This is a genomic window from Flavobacterium sp. (genome assembly GCF_965262375.1).
GTDB lineage: Bacteria > Bacteroidota > Bacteroidia > Flavobacteriales > Flavobacteriaceae > Flavobacterium.
The window spans coordinates 2,765,932-2,787,336 of sequence record NZ_OZ253527.1 but is presented as its reverse complement, the minus strand read 5'-3'; the positions used below and the strand labels follow the sequence as shown (position 1 = coordinate 2,787,336).

Below are 21,405 nucleotides of genomic sequence, written 5' to 3'. Positions count from 1 at the left end.
TTTAGTCAAAAACAAAGAAAAAAATGAGAAATTGTTATTGTGGTTCGGGAGGACTATTTGAAAATTGTTGCCAGCCTTTTCTAAATGCTACTCAAACCCCTGATAATGCAGAAGCTTTAATGCGTTCTCGTTATACGGCTTATTGCTTACATAACGCTGACTATTTGCTGCAAACCACACATTTAAGTACTCGGAAATTACATTCTAAAAAGGACATTTTAGCTTGGGCAACTCAAAATACTTGGCTGAAATTAGAAGTTATAAAAGCGACAGAAACGACTGTTGAATTCAAAGCTTTTTATTTAGATGGCGGATTACAGACGCATTGCCATCACGAGAAATCTACTTTTAAAAAACAAGGAAATCTTTGGTTTTATGTGGATGGAAGATTTATGTAATAAAAAAACTATAAACTTATATTGGTATTTAGTTTTTTCTTAAATTGTATCTCCCAAAAAAAACTAAGTTTTCAGTGTTAAGGATCAAAAGACAATATATTTATTTAGAGAGATGCTATTTGGCAATCTGCTTTCTATTGGTATTATTTTCTATTCAGTCTTATTCACAAACGGGAACCTCAAGATTGAAAAAATCTATAGTTAATCGTTTCGAGGAAGCTAAAACATTATTGCTTACCAATGATTATTTAGCTTATGAACAAGGAAATAAATTGCTATTAATTCTTGAACAAGAATTAATAGCCCAAAAAGATTATAAGCAATTAGAAGAATTGTATTTAGAAATTTCGGCTTTTCATCTTACACAATATGATTATACAACTTCAAAAAAGGTTTTAGAAAAACTAGATCTAATTTTAAAACAACATCCAGATAATATTGTAAGGGGTTCTTACTATGAGCATTTGTCTATTTTTTATAATGTTCAGGATAGTTTAGCACAGGAAGAAAAATACACTCTTTTATCAGAAAAATATTATACCAAATATGCTCCAGAAAGCTATAAGGTGGATATGTATTATAACCTGGCTATTCTTTATTTAAAAAAGGAAAATTGGAAGCTAACGTTAGCGAATTCTTTGAAATATTTAACACTAAATGAACAATTAGGAGGTGATAAAGACCAACCTGAGGTTTTTTTATTTGTGGCTGAATCGTTTTTAAAATTAAATCAATTAAAAAATGCCATTTTATATTTAAATAAAGTGGAACAATCTAAATTTTATAATGCAAATTCAGAAGATTTTTTATTGCGCTCTCGTTATTTTTTGGTTTCTGGTTTGATCAATCAAAAAAAAGGGAATTATCAACTGGCCAGCGAGCATTTACGAATAGCTAATGTATTTTTCAAAAAAAGATTAATAGAAAGAGTTGTAAAAACTAACCAATCCCTAAATCAAAAGCGAAGTTTACAACTTAAAAATTTAGAATTTCAGTCTATTATTAAGCAGAATGAATTAAAAAATGAAAATTCTAGATACAAAAACTACCTTTTAGGACTCTTTTTGTTAATTATAGTAATTTTATTGTTTTTTTCGTATTACCAATACCGAACAGCTAAATTTAAAGCTTTATCGAATCAATTGTTAGATGCAAAAAATAACGAATTGTTAGAGGCATTAAAAATTAAAAAGAAGCTTTTAGATACTTTTTCACATGAACTACGCACTCCTATAAATACTCTAAGCGGTAATTTACATTTATTACAAAAAGATCGTTCAAATTTAGATGAACAATTGGAAATAATGGAAAATGCGATTCAAAATTTATTGAATTTGTCTAATACTGTGATCGAATTGCACATTTTAGAAGGATTTGATACCGATTATAAGCCCCAAAGAGATAAAGTTGTTTTAGGTGAACTTATTCATCGTATCACGGATTCAATTGCTAAAAAGCGGAACTATCATTTACAAACTATCTTAAATATTGACCCCGGAATAGATGATAAAGTGTGGTTTGATCGCAGGAGATTGTCCCATTTATTATATTGTTTGATAGATAATGCGTTTAAATTTTCTAAAAGTAATCCGGTTACTGTTCAATTAACTTTGTTAGATAACCAAGAAGATTCTACTCGAATTAGGTTTAAAATTCAAGATCAAGGCATCGGAATTTCAGATGAGGTTAAAAGTCGAATTTTAGATTTATTTGTTCAAGGTTCAGAAAAAATTAATTATGAATTTGGTGGTAGCGGTTTAGGTCTAACGTTAGCCAACAGAATTATACATTTATATAATGAAACCCTAACAATTGAATCCGAATTGGGTAAAGGAACTACGGTTTGTTTTGATTTGACTTTTGAAAAATATAAAGAAAATGAGCCTACAGTTGTGCCCATCAGTTATAAATCGGATCTTAAAATATTATTAGTAGAAGATAATAAAGTGAATCAATTAATGACCAAAAAAATCGTAGTACAAAAGGGCTTCACTTGTGATATTGCCGATAATGGTCTGGAAGCCGTTAAAAAAGTTGAAGCACAAGATTATGATTTGATTTTAATGGATATTATGATGCCTGTTATGGATGGTTTTGAGGCGTCGTTAAAGATTACCGCATCAAAACCAGAAATCCCAATTGTTGCGCTTACAGCGGTTTCAGAAACCATGAATAAACGTAAATTTGAAGAATGCCACATTCGTAAAGTGTTGTCTAAACCAGTGGATGTAGAGGAACTTTATAATGTGATTTTAGAATATAGTGCATAGATTCTAGTGTTAAATTTAAAAATTGAAAAAAGGTGCAAGATTTAATCAGTTGGAATGATTTTGAAAAGATAGAAATGCGTGTGGGTACCATTATTACAGTGAATGAATTTCCAGAAGCTAAAAAACCAGCATATCAATTAATCATTGACTTTGGAGAGCAAATAGGAATTCGAAAAACCTCAGCTCAAATTACTAAACGTTATAGTAAAGACGATTTATTAGATAAACAAATTGTGGCAGTAGTCAATTTTCCAAAAAAGCAAATCGGGAAATTTATGAGCGAATGTTTGGTTTTAGGGGCTGTAGGCGCCGATAATGATGTGGTATTAATATCCAGTGATATGAAAGTTGATAATGGTTTGCGTGTAGGTTAAATTTGTAATCCTAGAGCTTTTTAAACTTTTCATAAGCAAATCGCTCAAATTTCATGTCCTTATTAAATAGTACAGGTCCATGACCAAAACCAATAATTTTCGGGTTTAGATCAGCTAGTTTCTTTAGCGAGCGTATATTTTGTTCTTGTTGGTTTGTAAATAGAGCAGGAGGAAGGTGTAATCCTATTTGTGAGGTCACTAAGTTCATATTAGTAGCTACGTCGCCCAAAATTAATACACCATCTTTTTCACGGAAAAAAGAGATATGTCCATGAGAATGTCCCGGTGTTTCAATAATCCTGAAATTGCCAATGAAATCATTCTCCTTTAATGTTTTGGAAACTTTTACGGCTGGTCCTGACCAGAATTTTTGTTGGAATTGAGCAATTAAATTTTTAGGAGAGGGATAATCTTGGGTGGCCAAGCCCGTTTCTGCTCTATGCTTTTCTTTTTCGTGGCAATATAAAGGAATATTGTACTGTTTGCATACCTTAGCACTTGCGCCTTGATGGTCAGGATGAGCGTGAGTAAGTATGTGTGCATGTATAGGAATTTGTTGTATTGCTTTCTCAATTTTGGAAAATGAGGCTCTAATTCCTGCATCTACAAGTACACCTTCAATCAGGTAACAATTTATACTATTTCTAGGCATTAAGGGAATATGATAGACACCGCTTGCAATATTTTTCATAGGAATTCTAGTTTGTAATACGTGACAAAACTAGTTTTTTGTTCCTTTTGAATTTAGGACAATTGTCCTATTTGTTTTTGAAAATAATTTTTTTTAGCTCGATTAAAACTTCGAATGGTTGTTCCAATAAATGAGGCTTGATCTTCAAGTTTGATTCTTTTATATATTTGAGGGTAATGGGTTATAAGATTTTGAAATTTAAATTCCACCAATTGATTTTGGAAAAGGTATAGATAACGTTCCTTTTCAAGGTATTCTTGAGTCGTAATTTGATGAGCAAGAATTTGCCAAGTTGGTGCTATTGCCAGTAAAAGCTCCAGTTCTGTTTTAGAGATCCATACTAATTCACAGTTTTCTGTGGCTTGAATGTTTTTGAGTGATGGTTTTTGGTATTGAAAACTGTCTAAAACAGTGATAAAATTATTTTCGAAACCAAAACAAATGATTTTTTGATTGCCTTCAAGATCGGTTGTAAAGGCCTTTACACTGCCTTTGAGGAGAAACGCAACCGTTGTACATACTTGATTTTCTTTTATAAAATAATCACCTTTTTTGAGTACCAGGGGTTTAAAAAAAGCTAAACCTCTATCGATATCATCTGCGCTCATATACTTTAAATTTCTTAAGTATTTTTCTAAGATTGCTGACATACGATAGAGGTTTATACTATTATTTAAAATTTTTAATTCCGTTTTCTAGCCATGATTGATAATCTTCAAGACTTGAAAAAGCAATGGGTTCTGAAATATCGTTACCTTCTGTGTCTAAAATCACATATAAAGGTTGTGAATTGCTTTTGTAGCGTGTAATTTGAAAATCAGTCCATTTATTTCCAATGGTTATTACCTCTTTGCCTGTTGTTTTTGAAATGTATTGTTGGTCTTTAGGAAGTTCAATTTTTCTATCACAAACAAGCGAAATCACTACGACTTTTTCTTTTAAAATAGAAAGTACCTCGGAATTAGACCATACATTGTCTTCCATTTTTCGACAATTGGCGCAGGCATCACCTGTAAAATCTAATAAAACGGGTTTGTTGACTTGTTTTGCATAGGCTAAACCTAATTCGTAATCATCAAAAGTTATAATATTATGCGGACCATAATGAGCATGTTCTGGTAATTCTGATTTTGAAGAACCACCACCACCTAATCCATTAGGGATTTCACTATACGTAGAAGGAGGTGTTAATCCGCTTAATATTTTTAAAGGAGCTCCCCATAAACCTGGAATCATGTAAAAAGTAAATGTGGTTACTAAAATGGCCATTATCAATCGACCTACACCTATTTTATCTGCTTTTTCATAATCGTGTGGAAGCATATATTTGCCAAATAAGTATAAGGCCCAAGCTCCAAAGATAGCTATCCAAATAGCGATGAACAATTCTCTCTCTAACCAATGTTTTTGAAGTACTAAGTCAGCATTTGATAAGAATTTAAAAGCGAAAGCTAATTCTAAAAAACCTAGTGAAACTTTTACCGTATTTAACCAACCACCTGATTTTGGTAATGAATTTAACCATCCAGGAAACATAGCAAATAACATAAAAGGTAATGCAATAGCTAATGAAAAACCTAACATGCCTACGATAGGTGCAATACCACCTTTTGAAGCGGATTCTACTAATAAAGTTCCAACAATAGGTCCTGTACAAGAAAAGGAAACTACAGCTAAAGCTAATGCCATAAAGACAATACCAATAATTCCTCCTTTGTCGGCTTGCGAATCTAATTTTGTTGCCCATGAACTTGGTAATACAATTTCAAAAGCACCTAAAAATGATAAAGCGAAAATTACTAAAAGCCCAAAGAAAATTAAATTGAACCACACACTAGTTGATAATTCGTTTAATGCTTCTGCTCCAAAAATAGCAGTGATTAAAGAACCTAAAATAACATAAATAACAATAATAGATAATCCGTAAACCACCGCATTTCTAATACCTTCGGTTTTTGTTTTACTTTGTTTAGTAAAAAAACTTACGGTCATAGGAATCATTGGGAAGATACAGGGCATTAATAGTGCCGCAAAGCCTCCTAAAAAAGCAAGGATGAAAATAGAGAGTAAGCTTTTTGATTCTGAATTTTTAGTTTTTGGAGTTTCATTTATAGGAACTTCTTTCACCGCCTCAGGTTTATTCTCCTCAGTAATCAAAGGAACTGCAATTACTTTTGAAGTCGTATCAGCAACGGTTTCTTGCTTAACATCCTCTTGGGGAATGGTTGCATGAGCTATAGGCAGTTGGATGTCAAAAGTTTTGTCCTGTTGGATACAAGCATCTTTACAAGCTTGGTATTCGACATAAACTTTTACCGAAGTAACTTTAGGATTAGTGACTTTGATAAGTTGTTTAAATTGCGCTTTGTTTTCAAAAACGTATTCGTCAACTTCAAAAATGTCGCTATACACTTTTTTATATGCACTTTCAGAGGTTTTGCCTACTAAATTATAATTTCCTTTAGCATTTTTAAAGGTGAAAACAGTGGGTAACGACCCGCCATCTGGGGTGAATTGTGAGAATACATGCCACTCTTTTTCAATTTTGGCATCAAAAGTGAGCAGGTATTCGGTTTCTGATTTTTGGGTCACCGAAGTTTTCCAACTCACGGGATTCAATAACTGCGCTTGTAAGCCTGTAAAGCTCATCAAGAGGAGTAAAAAGGGATATAACTTTTTCATTTTAAGAGGTTGATGTTAATTATGTTTTTTGTTTTTGATGTGGCTAAAAAGCGTTGGTCTGCTCGATGATTGACAATCCAAATGATTTCATTGTCTGCACAAAGTAGCCAAGTATTTTCCTTTTCGACGAGTGAAAATTTTTCATCTTTAAAGAATTTACTCACTTTCTTTTTGCCCTGCATTCCTGAGGGATAAAAATAATCACCTTCTTTCCATTTTCTTAACTGTAAAGGAAACTTTAACTTTTCTTTATCTACAAATATACTCGTGCTGGTAGGTGTAGAAATGTAACTTTGGTTACAAAAAGTTAATTTTATTGGAAAATCTATTTGAAAATCGGTTTCAACGATTACATATTCCTCCTCTGATTTTTTATTAATTGGTGATAAAATTAAATGCGTTCGGTCTTTGATTAAGCGATAATGAGCTGACAAAATTTGTTTGCCTGATTGCGCTTCTACCAAATCTGCAATGTCTTCCCAAGCGGTAAATCCATACGGTTGTAACCAGGCATATAAATAGGCTGGATACTGGGCTAAGGACTTGATTTTATCTAGGGCTAAGTAACAATTTTCTCCATCAATGGTACTGACTGCTGTCCATTGTGTGTCAATTTCTTTTTGTGCAATTTGCTGTGTTTGTTGAAGATTATGAACCGTATTTTGAAATGAATTCAACAACGATGGATTTAATTCTTTTAAAATAGGTACAACTTGATGCCTGATTTTATTTCTAAAATATTTATCGGAAGCATTACTGGAATCTTCTCGCCAATCGATATTGTTTTCTTCTGCATATTTTTTAATTTCCTCACGAGAAAAAATCAATAACGGACGTACAATTTTACCATTGATTTGAGGTATTCCAGTCAGTCCTTCAATCCCTGTTCCTCGTGTGAAATTGATTAAAAATGTTTCTAACGAATCGTCTAAATGATGCGCCGTAAGCAAATAATCAAAACCTTCCTTGGTTTGTATTTCTTCAAACCAATGGTATCGTAAGGATCTTGCCGATTGTTGAATGGATAATTTGTTTTCTTGAGCAAATTTTTCAGTTTCAAATTGTTGTATAAAACTTTTAATTTTTAATTTTTCACATTGAATTTTAACAAACTCTTCATCGCCGTCACTTTCTGCACCACGCAATTGAAAATTGCAATGCGCTACGGCAATTTCCCTATTCATTTTTGAAAACAAATGCAATAAAACCATACTGTCTATGCCACCACTAATGGCTAAAAGTAATTTTTTGTCTTTTAAAAAAGGCAAATGATGGTTTATATGATTGATAAGGTTTTGAAACATATTGCGAAAATACTAAATTCCACTCGAAGCATTTACATCGCTCGGGCAAAGCCTACTGTTTCACGATATATTTGTGGGGATACTTCGGCATTATTTTTAAAAAATCGACTGAAATAATGTTCGTCTTCATAACCTAAATCGTAAGCTATTTCTTTTACGGCTTTGTTTGTTAAATACAGTTCTCTTTTGGCTTCTATGATTATGCGTTCCGAAATTAAATCGGTTAAGGTTTTATTGAAATGCGTTTTCGTAATTTTACCCAAGGCTTTTGGTGTTATGTTTAACATATCGGCATAATCACTTGGTGCATGCTTGGTTTTGAAATGTATTTCAATAAAATTCTTTAAATTTTGAAGGATAAAAGGTTCTTTGCCTAGCACATTTTCTTGTTCTAACACCGCTAATTGTTCTGTTTTTAACCTTGATGCGGTGATTAAAAAAATCTTCAAATAGGAAACTAGTAATTCGTATTGTGCCAATGCAGGATTTTGCATTTCGTTTTTAATTTGTTCTAAAACCATGTCAAATGTACTTTCCGCTTTTTCATCAATCGTTACAAATGGCGGTTGATATATATTATTGTACAAAACACCATTGCAGGCTACCTCTTGTTGGTGTTTATGAATACAAAAAAAATCAGGATGAAACTGTATGGCTACTCCTTCAATATCTGGATTATCAAAAAACATATACGGCTGATAGGGTGCAAATGCAAAAAGAGATTGCTCCTCAAAGGTGTATTCTGAAAAATCAGCTTTTATTTTTCCTGAACCTTTTTTTACCCAAATAAGGCTATAATAATTGTTTCGTTGGATATGGTCAAAACAGCTATTGCTGGTAAAACCAAAAAGTTTGAAAGCCAAGTTGCCATTTTGTGGATTAATTAAGGTATGGGTGTCCCGTGTCATCATTGGTCATTAATTGTCAAATAGTCGTCTGTGGTAATTAATTTGTCCTAAGTGGTAACTCAAATGTACACTTAAGTGGATTAAGTAATGGTAAGTTGATGTTTTGCCATAACTCGTGTCCGTGGCTGGATAATCAGCTATGAGTTGCTCTTCTGTCAGTTGGTTTAGAATAGTTATGACAATAAGTTTTGCTTCGTCAATAGCTGTTATGATTTCTTGACGGTTTATGTTTTTTGCCGAAAATTCTAAAGGTCTGTTTCTTTCATACCCAGTGTTACCTAAAATGGTGCCAAAATACGTTTTTAAATTGCCAACCAAATGTAAGGCTAGATTTCCTGCTGAATTGGAAATGTTTTTATCCACTATCCAAAGATTTTTTTCCTCTTGATAGGCGTTAATTTCAGTTTTTAATTTTTCTATATCTCTTTCAAAAAGAAGTTGTAGGGATTGGATTAGCATCATTTTTTAATTTTTTTATAAAAATAAGCATTGCATCTTAACGATTATAATTTTCGTTCACTTTCATTTATAGGCAAATCATTGATGCTGGCAAAACGTTTTTGCATCAAACCATTTTCGTCAAATTCCCAATTTTCATTGCCATAGGCTCTAAACCACTGACCTTTTCCGTTTTGGTACTCGTATTCAAATCGTACGGCTATGCGGTTATCTTGGAATGCCCACAATTCTTTTTTCAATTTATAATCAATTTCTTTTTCCCATTTACGTTTCAGGAACGCTATTACTTCTTTGCGTCCATGGATAAATTGGTTTCTATTACGCCACTCGGTGTCTAAGGTATAAGCTAAGGCAATTTGCTCAGGATTTTTGCTATTCCAAGCATCTTCTGCTAATTGTACTTTTTGCAAAGCCGTTTGTAAAGTGAAAGGAGGAAAGGGAGGTTTCTGTTCCATAGGAAATGGTATTCATGATTAAAATTTATTTTAAACAAAGGAAAAAACGTTTAGAGGTTCTTTCCTTTGTTCTGGGATAAATAAAGTATTGAAAATTTAGTTTATGATTTTGAAATCGCTAGGTCAAAGGCCTGTTGAATGTCAGTGCTTGATTTAGCAACACTTATTTTTGAAATTATCTTTTTAGTTATTGCATTGATAAAGATAATTTCGCCTGTCGTGGGGTTTTTACCTATAGCTTTTCCAATTCCTTCTTGTTTTAAATTTAGATTGCTACTGGCTTTGGTTGTTTCATTCGTGCGGTCGTTAACCATGATTTTAACATCAGGCGCTTTGTATAACGGAAGGACTTCTGTAACCACGCGGGCGCCATGAAGTTTGCAAGTAGGACACCAATCGGCTTTTGTGACCACTGCAATTATTTTTGTTTGTGTTTGAGCAAAAGTTCCTAAGGATAAAAGGAACAATATGAGTGCTAAAAGTGATTTTATTGTTTTCATTTTTGTGGGATTAAAAAGTTACTTCTAATTTAGGTGCTACTGGAAAATCTACTGGGATTTTAGTAAGGTTATGAAGGTAGTTCATAGCCGTTTTGTCGCTAATTTGTAAGATTAAGTCTACCAAGTTTTCATTGGTGTATCCTTGGTTAAAAAATGCTTCAACAAGTTCAGGAGTGGCATATCCTCTGTTTTTTGTAATGTCTGAAGCTAATTGTACTAAGGTGTTTAGTTTAGCATCGGTAGCTTTACCGGTTCTAATTTCGAATAATTGCTCATCGGTAAAACCGTTCATTTTCCCTAAAACCAAATGCGCACTTTGACAATATTCACAATTATTAACTTGGCTTACGATTAAGTTGACTGCTTCTTTTTCTTTGTTTGTTAATGAAGTTTTTGCATTTTGATAGGCTAAAAATCGTTCTAGGCCATTAGCTGAGTAGGCAATAGTGGCATACAAATTAGGAACAAAGCCTAAAGCTTTTTGTAATTGGTCGAAAATTTCTTGATTTTTTGGTGCTACTACTTCTCTTGTAGGTACTGTAAATGTTCTCATTTTTTATGTATTTAAATTGTTAGTCATTATTGACAGTACAAAGATGCGACGTGGCTAGGAGCTTTAAAATGGACAAAAAACGTCAAGGGATGGACAATTTTCCCTAGGGAGATTAAGGCATAAAAAAAGCAACCCTGAGGTTGCCTTGTTTTTTCATAAAAAGAACGATTTAAGCTTTTGGCTTCTCACATTCTTTCTTGCATTTATGTTTTTTTTCACCATGATTATATACATGTTTTCCGTCCTTACATTGTTCCTTACATTCGTGTTTGCTTTTTTTACATTTTTCTTTTTTGTCTTGTGCAAATCCTGTAAAAGCTACACCACATGCTAGGAGAGTAATTAATACTAACTTTTTCATGATGTTCGAATTTATATTAACCTGATATAAAGATAATTGAAAATAAATGATTTAAGACTTTTTTAACAAAGGATTAGCTTTTACTAGCTATATCCAAAAAAGTTTTGGAAGTTATTGATAGTGAAACTAATTGGTGTTTGAAAGAGAATTCAGTTTTTTGTTGTCTTTTTATCTTCATCAAATATACTTAAAGCATGTTCAGGGTTAAAATCAATATTATAGTTGCATTAGGATTGCATTTTACCCATTGCACAGCTTATGTATGATTTAGCTTTTGTGGTTAAGTTGTTGTTATGTCCCAGTTCTGGATAACCTATTTTTGCTAGAGTTTCTTTCACTCGATTCAAATCTGTTTCTTCTTGGTAAATAAAACTAACCGTATCCTCTTCGTTCGAAACAATAATATTTGATATGGTATCAATCTCTGATAATTTTGAAGTTATTGTAGTAGCACAACCACCACATTTTAAATTTTGAATATGAATTTTAGTTTCCATTTTTATCTAGTTTATTGTTTACTTAAATATAGTCAAAATTATGGTGATTAGTATTTTAATTAACAAATAATTAGTCATTGTCTAACACCCTACGGTGGTAGTTAATTTGTCCCAAATGATAGTTTAAATGGGCTTCAATATGAATTAAAAAGTGAAAAACCGTTTCTCCTTCTGGTCGTATTGCTATAGGGTATATTTCTTGTAATTGCGCTTCGGTTAAGGTGTTTAATGTTTTAGCAATCATCGCTTTCACATCATCTATGGCATCGAGTAAAGTGGTTCTGGCAATGTTTTTTTGAGAAAATTCTAAGTCGCGTTGGCGAACATAACCCGTATTTCCAAGACCTGTACCTATAAAAGTATTGAGATTTCCTAGAAGATGCAAGCAAAGATTTCCACCGCAATTGCTGATATTTTCAGAAATCACCCATAAATTTTCTTCTTTAGTATAACTTTCAATTTCTTGTTTCAGTCGGTTTAAATCTCTTTCAAAAAGTTTTTGTAAGGTTGGGATTAACATAGGTTTTGTGGTTTATTTGTTTTGAAAATGAGTCTTTAAGTTGTTTTCTAATAATGCGAATGATTTTTTAGATTCAGCATATCCTATTTCGTAAATTTCATCCATTTTTGTTTTATTGGTTTCAAAAGTGCCATATCGTGTCAAAGCATCAGGTTGTATAACCCAATGGCAATTTGAAAATTTATGTGCACTTGAGTTTCCAAACAGTAGATCAAATGATCTTGCTGTAACGGCTTTGATCGATTTTAATGAATTAGGCGTTATTTGCTGTATGGGGCTCACATAGACCCCTATATTGAAATGAGAGGATTCGGGTAGCAAATCAGTTGGGAAGTGATTTAAAATACCACCATCACTATATAAGTTTCCTTCAAACTCATAGGGTGAAAATACACCAGGGAAAGCCGAAGAAGCCAGTATTGCATCAACAATTTTAGTTTGACCATCAAAAACTATAGATTCCCCTTTTATAAGATCGGTGGCAGCAATGTAAATAGGAATTGGTAATTCGTTGATACAGGTATCTTTAAAAATAGTTTTAAAATAAGCCTTAAATGCTTCAGCATCTATAAAACCAGCTTTAGTAAAAGTAAAATGCCGCCAATTGAAAAAATAAATCGATTTGAAAAAATCTAAAATTTCAACGGGTGTTTTTCCTGCAGCGTAAAGCGCGGCGATAATGGCGCCTGCGCTAGTACCTGCAATATAATTTGGTTGTATTTTCTGTTCGGTCAGAAATTGTAATACGCCAGCATGAGCTAAACCTTTAGTGCCTCCACCTGAGAGGGCTAATCCTATGCTTCTGTTCAATTTTAAATAGTTATAGTTTCAAAAAATATTATTCTATAGCAAAACTCACTTGTACATTTACAACGATATTTATTTCACCAAGAGCTACCGTTTCTTTAGGGCTATCAGCAGACATACTCATTTCCGCAGTCATTGCTTTGTATACCGGTTGCGGATAAATCATAGCCGAATTGTCAGTCACTAAAAGCAATTTTCCAACTTTCTGGTTTAGGGCTGTGACAAAATCTGTTGCTTTTTGTTTTGCATTAAGCATTGCTTTTACACGGGCTTCTCTTTCTAATTCTTCCATTTTTGAAGATTTAAATTCAACCCCATTAATATTTGTAATGCCAGCTTCTGTGATGTTCATCATAAAATCATTGTATTTTTTGATGTCTTTCAGAAACACACACAAGGTTTGACTGGCATGAAAGTTATACTTTTTCTTTTCGTAATCGTAATTTTTGTATAAACTAACATGGGTAGTTTTGAAGTCGGTAAGAGGAATATTATGTGATTTGATGTATTTGATAACTTTATCTACCACGTCATCGTTAGCTTTTTGAGCGGTTGCAGCATCTTTTGCTGTATTTTCAACGCCTAAAGTGATTTCACATTGATCAGGTGTAACTTTTATTTTACCTTCTCCAGAAACATTTATTTGAGGAGTTGTAAGTTTTTGTTCTTGTGCGTTTAACATGGGCATAGTAGCGATTAATAAGATTGCTATGATTTTTTTCATGATTCAAAAAAATTAAGATTTATAGAAATATCTTTTCAGAAATTCATTACAAAATATGTGCCATCATAATTTTCCATTTTTAGACAGGAAAAACAAGATGATGATAGGAATAAGTAAAAGGAAAACCATCAAGGTGTTTTCATACAACATATATGGCGATTGCAAAAGGGTAGTAGCAAAGCCTCCTATAGCACCGCCAAAATGAGCTACATGTCCTATATTGTCATTTTTAGCTTTCATACCGTATATAGAATATAACAGATAGCCTATACCAAAGATATAAGCGGGAATAGGTATAGGGATAAAAAAAAGATATAAACTCATAGAGGGATCTATTAAAATAGCTGAGTATAAAATTCCCGTTACCGCACCAGATGCCCCAACGGCTGAATAGCTGTACTCGTTTTTATGAAAATTTAAAGCTAATAAACTTCCTGAGGCTAGACTAATGAAATACATAATTAAAAAAGTAATAGAACCAAAATGGCCTATAACAAGAGGTGCAAAAAAATATAAAGTCAACATGTTGAAAGCTAAATGCGGAATATCGTTATGTAGAAAACCAGAAGTTAGCATTCTAAATTGTTCACCAGCTTTAATGCTTCCCACATGAAATTTATAAGTTGAAAAGAAATTATAATCATTAAAGCCTTTGTAACTAATATAAATAGTTGCGCCAATTAGGACTAAAAGTATTGCATTCATGTTTGTAAAGTTGAATTATAATTTTTAAAGTAACGTGTATTATTTATTTTCAGATAAAGATAGCAAACCATTTATATATGCTGAAATTATTTTGATATAGTTATATTTGCATAAAAAAAAACGATGCAATTTTTAGTCTATTTATTAGTCTATCCTATAATTTGGTTTATTTCTATACTTCCATTTAGGTTACTTTATTTATTGTCAGATGTATTGTATTTTATTTTGTACTATATTGTAAAATATAGAAAAGCCACAGTGCAAAAGCATCTAAAAATGGCATTGCCTCATTTGACTGAGCAAGAGCGATTAGTAATTGAAAAGAAATCGTATAAGCATCAATGTGATATGTTTTTAGAGATGATAAAAACCTTGAATATCTCTAAACGAGAAATGGAACGCAGATATGTTTTTACAAATCTTGAAATTTATAAGGAACTAGAAGCGCAACAAAAGAGTGTTATTATCATGTTAGCCCATTATGCGAGTTACGAATGGGTGATTTCAATGAATAACTACATTAATTTTAATGGATATGGGATTTACAAACGTATTAAAAATCCTTATTTTGACGGTTTAGTTAAAAAGATTCGTTCAAGATACAAAACCACTTTGATTAGTACGAAAGAGACCGCACAAACGATTGAGGATAATAATTTAAAGAAAACGTTGGGCGTTTATGGTTTTATCAGTGATCAAACCCCAGGATCTGTAAAAAATTCACATTGGTACCGTTTTATGGGTATTGAAACCCCGATACACATAGGGGCTGAAGTGTTAGCTAAAAGATTTGACATGAACATTGTTTTTTTAAAAACAAAAAAGGTTAAACGCGGATTTTATGAAGCTACATTTGAAATTTTGACTGATGATGCACGCTCAGTGCCTGATTTTAAAATATCAGAAACCTTTATTCAAAAAGTGGAGCAACAAATCTATGAAGCTCCAGAATTTTATATGTGGACTCATAAACGTTGGAAACATAAAAAAGAGGTAAATTAGTTTTCGTTATAATGATTCATAAAAAGACTTGATATTTTAAAATTGATATCAAGTCTTTCTTTTTTTGGAATTTTATTCCAATGATTTGAAAGGATATGTTTTAAGTGTACCCTCGTATGTAGATCTTTGAATGTGATTTTGTTTTATTAAAAAAGGATCAAACTTTAAGTGAACGTAAAAAAAAAACCTCCATGATTTAAAGTGGAGGTTTTTTATGGCTTATGCTTTTGTAATGGTTTGTTTTCTATCAGGACCAACAGAAATGATGGTAATAGGAACTTCTACCTCTTTTTCTATGAATGCGATGTATTCTTTTAACTCAGTTGGTAATTCATCAAAAGTACTCATTCCTGTAAGGTCAGCTTGCCATCCTTTAAATTCAGTATATATAGGAGTAACATTTTCTTCTTCGATAGAAAAAGGCAAGTGTTTAATCGTTTCTCCTTTATAATTGTAAGCTGTACATACTTTCAGTGTTTCAAATCCTGAAAGTACATCCCCTTTCATCATCATAAGTTGGGTAACTCCATTGATTTGGATAGCATATTTTAAGGCTACTAAGTCTAACCAGCCACAACGACGCGCACGACCAGTTACAGATCCAAATTCGTTCCCCACTTTAGCCATAGTGTCACCATCGGTTCCGAATTCTTCGGTAGGGAAAGGTCCTGAACCAACGCGAGTTGTATAAGCTTTGAAAATACCAAATACATCTTTAATTTTATTAGGTGCAATTCCTAAACCTGTACAAGCACCAGCAGCTGTTGTGTTAGAAGATGTTACGAATGGATAAGTACCAAAATCAACATCTAATAAAGAGCCTTGTGCACCTTCACAAAGTATTGATTTGCCTTCCTTTTGTGCTTTTGCTAAAAATTCTTCGCTATCAATAAACGTTAATTTTTTTAAACCTTCAATAGCTTCAAAGAATTCTCTTTCCATTTCTGGTAAGTTGTATTGGATAGAAACGTCGTAAAACTTGATCATTTCCTCGTGTTTGTTTGCTAATGAACGGTATTTTTCTTCAAAATCAGCCATTTCAATATCGCCTACACGTAAACCATTACGACCTGTTTTGTCCATATAAGTTGGACCAATACCTTTTAATGTCGAGCCTATTTTAGCCTTACCTTTTGCTGTTTCAGAAGCAGCATCTAATAAGCGATGTGTTGGTAATATTAAGTGTGCTTTTCTTGAAATTAATAGTTTTGATTGGATATCCATGTTGAATTTTTCCAAACCTTCAATTTCTTTTAGGAAAACAACTGGGTCTATTACAACACCATTTCCAATAATGTTAATCGAATTTTTATGAAAAATTCCAGAAGGAATCGTGCGAAGCACATGTTTTATTCCGTCAAATTCTAAAGTATGTCCAGCATTTGGACCTCCTTGAAATCTTGCAATAATGTCGTACTTTGAAGTTAATACATCGACAATTTTTCCTTTGCCTTCATCTCCCCATTGTAATCCTAACAGTAAGTCTACAGTCATTGTGTTGTTGTTTTATTGTAGTTAGTAAGTGCAAATCAAATCGAAATTTGAGCGTAAGCACTTAGTGTTTTTATAAAATATTATTGTTCTTTCTTTTTTGTAGCATAAAAATATAACGAATGGGTTTGAATTTCGATGCCGAAAATTTCTTCCATGGTTTGTTTGATGCTTTGAATTCTTGGATCACAAAATTCAATTACTTCGCCAGTATCGGTCATAATAATATGATCGTGTTGTTTGTCAAAGTATGATTTTTCATAATGAGCTTGGTTTTGACCAAATTGATGTTTGCGTACTAATCCACAATCTAAAAGTAATTCTATGGTATTGTATAGGGTAGCACGGGATACACGGTAGTTTTTGTTTTTCATTTTGATGTATAAGTTTTCTATATCAAAATGTTCTGAACTATCGTATATTTCTTGAAGAATCGCATAACGTTCAGGGGTTTTGCGATGGCCTTTTTGTTCTAAATAACTGGTAAAAACATTTTTTACCGTTTCTTGATGTGAGCTGTTATCAGATATAATTTGTGTCATAACGGCACAAAGATAAAACTTTAGTTGTAAATAAGCAGTAAAAGTTATGAGTAGCTTGTTAAAAACTTGCGTTTAAGCAGGTAGTAAAATAAAAATAACTTCATTCAATTGAGAAATTAAATGAAGTTATTAGCGGTGCGATTAGCAGTCCTTATTTTTGTTCTTTTAAGTAAGCTGTAAATTTTTTACCATATTTTGATTTTGCAACTTTAGGAGTCATTTTTTTAGCAATTGAATCTAAAAAGCGAGGTTGCATGTCATAAATGTCAGTTAAGGCAATGTATGGAGCTACTTCATAATCAGCATGTGTAATGGCATAATTAGCTGCATACAAATATCTTCTTTTTAGTAACTGATCTTGTTTAGCTTGATTGCTTTGGGCTGTGTAATTTTTATCGGCACGGGTTCCTAAAACCTGAGCTTTTAAAAGATTTAATTGCTCCTCATTAAACAATGAAATCATGTTTTTGTATTCTTGATACAAATCTTGATTTTTTGATCCTGTAATTTTTGCATTGGCTAAAAATGATTCTAAATCGGTTTCGATGTTCATTTTTCCGGGTTCTGCAAAGAAAAGTAAATTGTTGTCTTTTGAATTCGTTTGACCTCTATCTAAAAAAAGGTAAAGCATTTCAGGTGAATCTAATGCTATTTTGGTTTCAAACGATGATTGACCGTTTAACGTTATTGTATCTAAAGGAACTAAAGTTGTATCGTTTATTCTTTGAACATAAAGTTTTCCTTTTTTGAAACCTTTAATGTTTCCTGTTAATAAAACTTCGTTATCGTTAGTTTTTTCACCGCCACATGAAGCTAAAAAAGCAAAGCTTAAGGCAAGAACTATTTTTTTGTACATGGTTTTTAAAAATTTGTCGCAATGTAATAAAAAAATCCACAAATTGAATTTCATTTGTGGATTTATATATAAGAGGGATGTGTTATCCTTTTAACCAAGCATCTTTTAATTGTTTTTTTGAATCATTAGTTGCTTTATAGCCAGTAGCTTCTTCGTAAGGAAGTTTGATAGTCCCTTTTAATAGCATTTCTTTGCCCTCACGTTTAATTTTAACACTTATTGGATCATTTTCTTTCCAACTTTGACTTGAGGCTATCATGTCATAAATGTTGTCTAAGTTGTAGTTTTTATCATTTATGGCTAAAATCGTATCTCCGTTTTTGATTCCTAAATGATTGTAAAATTCAGGAAGTGTAATGCCAGGTAATGTTATGATCTCTTTTGTAGCTTGATTGATAGTGATATAGGGAGATTGCCCTTTTATGAAAACATTTCCTGGGATTTTAGTTTGTGTTTGTGTAACCCCTATTTTTTCAAAAAATTTGTCATAAGGAATAGGAGTAGTACCATCAATATAGGTTTTAATAAACTCACCTACTTCAGGGTAGGTTAATGCTACAATTTTGTCAAACAATTCTTCATCTTTGAAAGGTTTATTGATACCGTATTGGTTATTTAATTTCTGCATTAAATCTAAAACACCTTTTTGACCATTGCTTTTTTCGCGAATTAAGATGTCCATACACATTCCTATTAAAGCACCTTTTTGATACACGTTTAAATATTGATCTTTATAAGGCTTTTTTAAAACATTGGCACTCATTTCAGTGAAAGGCATGGTGTCGTTCATGTTTTGTGCTTGTCTAATTTTGTCGGCCATACGACCGTAAAACTCATCTTCGTTAATCAGTCCTTGATTGATTTGGAATAAATTAGCAAAATATTCTGTAATACCTTCATACATCCACAAATGTTTTGACATTTTAGGTTCGTTGAAATCAAAATAATGAATTTGTTCGGCATGAATTCCTAATGGACTTACAATGTGGAAAAATTCGTGTGAAACGATGTCTTTTAACTGTTCATTCATTTCCTCAGCTGGCATCATTTCAGGCATAACCACTGTAGTTGAGGTGTTGTGTTCTAGGGCACCAAAACCTTTTGCGTCATTTTTTTTCATATCGGTTAGATAGATTAAAACCGCATATTTTTTAGTATTATTTATAGGACCTAAGAATTTCTTTTGAGCTTTCATCATGGTCTCCATGTTAGGAGCAAGGTCAGCAGCTTTAAACTTACCTGTTGGCGAATACACGCTTATCTGAATATCCATATCTTCTACCTTGAAATTGACTACATCAGGCTGGGTGTACATGATGGGCTGATCTACTAATGAAGCGTAACGATCGGCTTTAAAAACATCAGTATTTTTGCTAGGGTCATTGTCTGTCAAAGCTGTTGCTCCATATAAGTTTTCAGGATGCTTGATGGTAAGGGTGTATGGTGTTTCTTTTTTATCACTGAAATAACCAATAAAACCATGATTGTTCAATACGAAACAGTTCGGGTCAATATTAGTTCCAGCTGGCGAAAAAACATCGTCTCCACCTATGCCTCCCACTTGTTCAGTGTCGTAAGTGTCGTTTACCCAATAGGTTATTTTACTTAGTTTTTTAGCGCCTACAATTCTATACGTGTTTTCGTCTAATTTTGCTAACGGGATGTTTTCACCTTTGCTGGTATAAGCTTTAATTTTTTCAATAAAACGACCATAATTGTCAGATGAATAGGTTCCTGGTACTGTTTTAGGAATATTGAAGGTTATCACGTCTTCTTTTGAAGGTGTGGGTTCTAGGGTTACCATAACCTTATCGTCAGTAATAGTGTTTAAATCGATGGTAACATTTACTTCAGGTTTAGTATTTGTAACTTGAGCCGATTTGCAACTAAAAAGAAGGGAGGCTAAAGCGACCGAATAGACAATTTTTTTCATTTAATAGAATTTAGTACGTATAGGTGTGTAAAATTATTATTTGTTACAGAAGTTTAATTTAATTTTTGAATATTTTAACAAAAAACTCCTGTAAACCAGGAGTTGTAAGTTAGAATTTATTTTTCAAGTAATATTTTCCATCTAAATCTTCGTCAAAATCTTCTTGTTTGACGGGTTTAGGTTTGGGTTTTGTAGCGGTTACCTTTTTTTTCCAGAGTTCAAATTTTTCTTTTGTGAGTTGTTTTCGCATAAACTCGGTGACTTCGGTTTCACCAATTCCAAATTCTTCTTTGATAGCCTCAAAAGGCTTTCTTTCTTCCTGTGCCATGCTGATTAGTCTTTCTAAAGTTTCTCTGTCTAATTCAGCGATTTTAGTTTTTCTCATTTATTTAATAAAGCAAAATTGTATTAAAGTTACCTGCAAAACGTATACCAATATTAGTAAAAAAGTATGACTTTTTAAAATTTTTATGTGCTAGGGTGCCTATATTTTTGTAAAGGAATTTTTAATAAATTTATAAGTTGGTTGTGTTCTTTTTCATTAGGGTGTGTATCAATCCCATAGACTATTTGGTTAGTAGGTAGTGTTCTAAAAGTGCCAAAAAGGCGGTCCCAAACGGAAAAAATATTACCATAATTACTGTCGGTATATGGAAGTTGGTAATGATGATGTACTTTGTGCATATTAGGTGAAACCAAAAAATAACTAATCCATGTATCTAAAGATTGGGGTAGCTTTATATTGGCATGGTTAAATTGTGACAATAGGACAGAGGTGGACTGATACATGAAAAAAAGCCATACAGGAGCACCGATACTAAAAATGGCAACCCAAGTGAAAAGAAAACGTATGATACTTTCTAAGGGATGATGTCTGTTAGCGCTAGTAGTATCTAACCAAGTATCTGTATGATGTATTAAGTGCATTTTCCATAAAATTTTAGTTTTATGTTGTACATAATGTGCTAAATAGGCACCAATAAAATCCATTAATAATAGACCGAAAATCATTTTTAATGCTAGGTTTTCAATATTTAGCCAATAGAGTATTCCAAAATGTTTTTGAGTGGTCCAGTTGGCTGTGTCAAAAAGTAAAAAAGCTAAGAAAAAATTGATTATAATGGTTGTGAATGTAAAGAACAAATTAATACTGGCATGATGTGTTTTATTGTAATTGAATTTAAAAAGCGGAATTATACTTTCAATTGCCCAAAAAAACGCAATGCCACCAAAAAGAATACTGCTTCTGTGCGATGGAGGTATAGATTGAAAATAAGTAGTGATTTCTGTTATCATAATTGAGCTATTGGTTACTCAAAAATAATAAAGATTTGTGTATAAAAAAACGGCTTTCAAATTTTTTGAAAGCCGTT

Annotated in this window: 25 protein-coding genes; 4 read left to right on the top strand and 21 right to left on the bottom strand. The window is 32.5% G+C overall.

Features of this window, described 5'->3' with window-relative positions:
- Positions 1 to 23: 23 nt before the first annotated feature.
- The 3 genes from ACQY29_RS12745 to ACQY29_RS12735 all read left to right on the top strand — a co-directional run bounded on the left by ACQY29_RS12745 (position 24) and on the right by ACQY29_RS12735 (position 3,042).
- Positions 24 to 398, top strand: a complete 375-nt coding sequence (locus tag ACQY29_RS12745; RefSeq protein WP_428225560.1) for a YchJ family protein — start codon at positions 24 to 26, stop codon at positions 396 to 398.
- 185 nt (positions 399 to 583) lie between these two features.
- The gene (locus ACQY29_RS12740) at positions 584 to 2,668 is read left to right on the top strand and encodes a response regulator (protein ID WP_428225559.1); all 2,085 of its coding nucleotides are present in this window, start codon (positions 584 to 586) and stop codon (positions 2,666 to 2,668) included.
- A gap of 32 nt (positions 2,669 to 2,700) precedes the next feature.
- Positions 2,701 to 3,042, top strand: coding sequence for a tRNA-binding protein (locus tag ACQY29_RS12735; RefSeq protein ID WP_428225558.1), 342 nt, complete (start codon positions 2,701 to 2,703; stop codon positions 3,040 to 3,042).
- Between the two features lie 10 nt (positions 3,043 to 3,052).
- On the opposite strand, the gene ACQY29_RS12730 is transcribed toward ACQY29_RS12735, so the two are convergent.
- From ACQY29_RS12730 to ACQY29_RS12660, 15 genes are all read right to left on the bottom strand, one after another.
- Positions 3,053 to 3,733 (bottom strand): MBL fold metallo-hydrolase, encoded by a 681-nt coding sequence (locus ACQY29_RS12730; protein ID WP_428225557.1) that lies wholly within the window; start codon positions 3,731 to 3,733, stop codon positions 3,053 to 3,055.
- 53 nt (positions 3,734 to 3,786) lie between these two features.
- The gene (locus ACQY29_RS12725) at positions 3,787 to 4,383 is read right to left on the bottom strand and encodes a Crp/Fnr family transcriptional regulator (protein WP_428225556.1); all 597 of its coding nucleotides are present in this window, start codon (positions 4,381 to 4,383) and stop codon (positions 3,787 to 3,789) included.
- Between the two features lie 19 nt (positions 4,384 to 4,402).
- Complete coding sequence (locus ACQY29_RS12720) at positions 4,403 to 6,415, bottom strand: protein-disulfide reductase DsbD family protein (protein ID WP_428225555.1); 2,013 nt, start codon at positions 6,413 to 6,415, stop codon at positions 4,403 to 4,405.
- Positions 6,412 to 7,719 (bottom strand): tRNA lysidine(34) synthetase TilS, encoded by a 1,308-nt coding sequence (gene tilS, locus ACQY29_RS12715; RefSeq protein WP_428225554.1) that lies wholly within the window; start codon positions 7,717 to 7,719, stop codon positions 6,412 to 6,414. Before tilS ends, ACQY29_RS12720 begins: the two co-directional genes overlap by 4 nt.
- 32 nt (positions 7,720 to 7,751) lie before the next feature.
- Entirely contained in the window at positions 7,752 to 8,630 is an 879-nt protein-coding gene (locus ACQY29_RS12710; protein ID WP_428225553.1) for a helix-turn-helix domain-containing protein, read from the bottom strand.
- Positions 8,631 to 8,636: 6 nt separating this feature from the next.
- Entirely contained in the window at positions 8,637 to 9,089 is a 453-nt protein-coding gene (locus ACQY29_RS12705; protein WP_428225552.1) for a DinB family protein, read from the bottom strand.
- Between the two features lie 41 nt (positions 9,090 to 9,130).
- Positions 9,131 to 9,541: a DUF1348 family protein gene (locus ACQY29_RS12700; protein WP_428225551.1), complete on the bottom strand. Its 411-nt coding sequence runs from the start codon at positions 9,539 to 9,541 to the stop codon at positions 9,131 to 9,133.
- A gap of 101 nt (positions 9,542 to 9,642) precedes the next feature.
- Complete coding sequence (locus ACQY29_RS12695; protein WP_428225550.1) at positions 9,643 to 10,041, bottom strand: hypothetical protein; 399 nt, start codon at positions 10,039 to 10,041, stop codon at positions 9,643 to 9,645.
- A 10-nt stretch (positions 10,042 to 10,051) separates the two neighbouring features.
- A complete protein-coding gene (locus ACQY29_RS12690) occupies positions 10,052 to 10,594 on the bottom strand; it encodes a carboxymuconolactone decarboxylase family protein (RefSeq protein ID WP_428225549.1) in 543 nt (180 codons plus the stop codon).
- Between the two features lie 169 nt (positions 10,595 to 10,763).
- On the bottom strand, positions 10,764 to 10,955 hold the full coding sequence (locus ACQY29_RS12685) for a hypothetical protein (protein ID WP_428225548.1): 192 nt from the start codon (positions 10,953 to 10,955) through the stop codon (positions 10,764 to 10,766).
- A gap of 227 nt (positions 10,956 to 11,182) precedes the next feature.
- Positions 11,183 to 11,452 (bottom strand): heavy-metal-associated domain-containing protein, encoded by a 270-nt coding sequence (locus ACQY29_RS12680; RefSeq protein WP_428225547.1) that lies wholly within the window; start codon positions 11,450 to 11,452, stop codon positions 11,183 to 11,185.
- A 70-nt stretch (positions 11,453 to 11,522) separates the two neighbouring features.
- Positions 11,523 to 11,972: a DinB family protein gene (locus ACQY29_RS12675; protein WP_428225546.1), complete on the bottom strand. Its 450-nt coding sequence runs from the start codon at positions 11,970 to 11,972 to the stop codon at positions 11,523 to 11,525.
- A gap of 12 nt (positions 11,973 to 11,984) precedes the next feature.
- Positions 11,985 to 12,782 carry a patatin-like phospholipase family protein gene (locus ACQY29_RS12670; protein WP_428225545.1) on the bottom strand — a complete coding sequence of 266 codons (798 nt, stop codon included), beginning with the start codon at positions 12,780 to 12,782 and terminating at the stop codon, positions 11,985 to 11,987.
- A 28-nt stretch (positions 12,783 to 12,810) separates the two neighbouring features.
- A complete protein-coding gene (locus ACQY29_RS12665; protein WP_428225544.1) occupies positions 12,811 to 13,503 on the bottom strand; it encodes an SIMPL domain-containing protein in 693 nt (230 codons plus the stop codon).
- Positions 13,504 to 13,566: 63 nt separating this feature from the next.
- Positions 13,567 to 14,208, bottom strand: coding sequence for a rhomboid family intramembrane serine protease (locus ACQY29_RS12660; protein ID WP_428225543.1), 642 nt, complete (start codon positions 14,206 to 14,208; stop codon positions 13,567 to 13,569).
- 123 nt (positions 14,209 to 14,331) lie between these two features.
- Here ACQY29_RS12660 and ACQY29_RS12655 point away from each other — a divergent pair, with 123 nt between their 5' ends.
- Positions 14,332 to 15,210: a lysophospholipid acyltransferase family protein gene (locus ACQY29_RS12655; protein ID WP_428225542.1), complete on the top strand. Its 879-nt coding sequence runs from the start codon at positions 14,332 to 14,334 to the stop codon at positions 15,208 to 15,210.
- Positions 15,211 to 15,429: 219 nt separating this feature from the next.
- Here ACQY29_RS12655 and ACQY29_RS12650 read toward each other — a convergent pair whose 3' ends face one another.
- The 6 genes from ACQY29_RS12650 to ACQY29_RS12625 form a co-directional block, all read right to left on the bottom strand.
- Positions 15,430 to 16,704 carry an adenylosuccinate synthase gene (locus tag ACQY29_RS12650; protein ID WP_428225541.1) on the bottom strand — a complete coding sequence of 425 codons (1,275 nt, stop codon included), beginning with the start codon at positions 16,702 to 16,704 and terminating at the stop codon, positions 15,430 to 15,432.
- A gap of 80 nt (positions 16,705 to 16,784) precedes the next feature.
- Entirely contained in the window at positions 16,785 to 17,243 is a 459-nt protein-coding gene (locus ACQY29_RS12645) for a Fur family transcriptional regulator (protein WP_428225540.1), read from the bottom strand.
- A 151-nt stretch (positions 17,244 to 17,394) separates the two neighbouring features.
- The gene (locus tag ACQY29_RS12640; protein WP_428225539.1) at positions 17,395 to 18,099 is read right to left on the bottom strand and encodes a DUF4369 domain-containing protein; all 705 of its coding nucleotides are present in this window, start codon (positions 18,097 to 18,099) and stop codon (positions 17,395 to 17,397) included.
- A gap of 82 nt (positions 18,100 to 18,181) precedes the next feature.
- A complete protein-coding gene (locus ACQY29_RS12635) occupies positions 18,182 to 20,032 on the bottom strand; it encodes a peptidase M61 (protein ID WP_428225538.1) in 1,851 nt (616 codons plus the stop codon).
- Between the two features lie 109 nt (positions 20,033 to 20,141).
- Positions 20,142 to 20,417 (bottom strand): TIGR03643 family protein, encoded by a 276-nt coding sequence (locus ACQY29_RS12630; protein ID WP_428225537.1) that lies wholly within the window; start codon positions 20,415 to 20,417, stop codon positions 20,142 to 20,144.
- Positions 20,418 to 20,500: 83 nt separating this feature from the next.
- Positions 20,501 to 21,325, bottom strand: a complete 825-nt coding sequence (locus ACQY29_RS12625; protein WP_428225918.1) for a sterol desaturase family protein — start codon at positions 21,323 to 21,325, stop codon at positions 20,501 to 20,503.
- Positions 21,326 to 21,405: the final 80 nt, after the last annotated feature.

Bases quoted from the DNA above. Each gene is read 5' to 3' on its own strand.
- ACQY29_RS12745 (WP_428225560.1), top strand. From the start codon at position 24: ATGAGAAATTGTTATTGTGGTTCGGGAGGACTATTTGAAAATTGTTGC.
- ACQY29_RS12730 (WP_428225557.1), bottom strand. From the start codon at position 3,733: ATGAAAAATATTGCAAGCGGTGTCTATCATATTCCCTTAATGCCTAGA.
- ACQY29_RS12725 (WP_428225556.1), bottom strand. From the start codon at position 4,383: ATGTCAGCAATCTTAGAAAAATACTTAAGAAATTTAAAGTATATGAGC.
- ACQY29_RS12720 (WP_428225555.1), bottom strand. From the start codon at position 6,415: ATGAAAAAGTTATATCCCTTTTTACTCCTCTTGATGAGCTTTACAGGC.
- tilS (WP_428225554.1), bottom strand. From the start codon at position 7,719: ATGTTTCAAAACCTTATCAATCATATAAACCATCATTTGCCTTTTTTA.
- ACQY29_RS12710 (WP_428225553.1), bottom strand. From the start codon at position 8,630: ATGATGACACGGGACACCCATACCTTAATTAATCCACAAAATGGCAAC.
- ACQY29_RS12705 (WP_428225552.1), bottom strand. From the start codon at position 9,089: ATGATGCTAATCCAATCCCTACAACTTCTTTTTGAAAGAGATATAGAA.
- ACQY29_RS12700 (WP_428225551.1), bottom strand. From the start codon at position 9,541: ATGGAACAGAAACCTCCCTTTCCTCCTTTCACTTTACAAACGGCTTTG.
- ACQY29_RS12695 (WP_428225550.1), bottom strand. From the start codon at position 10,041: ATGAAAACAATAAAATCACTTTTAGCACTCATATTGTTCCTTTTATCC.
- ACQY29_RS12690 (WP_428225549.1), bottom strand. From the start codon at position 10,594: ATGAGAACATTTACAGTACCTACAAGAGAAGTAGTAGCACCAAAAAAT.
- ACQY29_RS12685 (WP_428225548.1), bottom strand. From the start codon at position 10,955: ATGAAAAAGTTAGTATTAATTACTCTCCTAGCATGTGGTGTAGCTTTT.
- ACQY29_RS12680 (WP_428225547.1), bottom strand. From the start codon at position 11,452: ATGGAAACTAAAATTCATATTCAAAATTTAAAATGTGGTGGTTGTGCT.
- ACQY29_RS12675 (WP_428225546.1), bottom strand. From the start codon at position 11,972: ATGTTAATCCCAACCTTACAAAAACTTTTTGAAAGAGATTTAAACCGA.
- ACQY29_RS12665 (WP_428225544.1), bottom strand. From the start codon at position 13,503: ATGAAAAAAATCATAGCAATCTTATTAATCGCTACTATGCCCATGTTA.
- ACQY29_RS12660 (WP_428225543.1), bottom strand. From the start codon at position 14,208: ATGAATGCAATACTTTTAGTCCTAATTGGCGCAACTATTTATATTAGT.
- ACQY29_RS12655 (WP_428225542.1), top strand. From the start codon at position 14,332: ATGCAATTTTTAGTCTATTTATTAGTCTATCCTATAATTTGGTTTATT.
- ACQY29_RS12650 (WP_428225541.1), bottom strand. From the start codon at position 16,704: ATGACTGTAGACTTACTGTTAGGATTACAATGGGGAGATGAAGGCAAA.
- ACQY29_RS12645 (WP_428225540.1), bottom strand. From the start codon at position 17,243: ATGACACAAATTATATCTGATAACAGCTCACATCAAGAAACGGTAAAA.
- ACQY29_RS12640 (WP_428225539.1), bottom strand. From the start codon at position 18,099: ATGTACAAAAAAATAGTTCTTGCCTTAAGCTTTGCTTTTTTAGCTTCA.
- ACQY29_RS12635 (WP_428225538.1), bottom strand. From the start codon at position 20,032: ATGAAAAAAATTGTCTATTCGGTCGCTTTAGCCTCCCTTCTTTTTAGT.
- ACQY29_RS12630 (WP_428225537.1), bottom strand. From the start codon at position 20,417: ATGAGAAAAACTAAAATCGCTGAATTAGACAGAGAAACTTTAGAAAGA.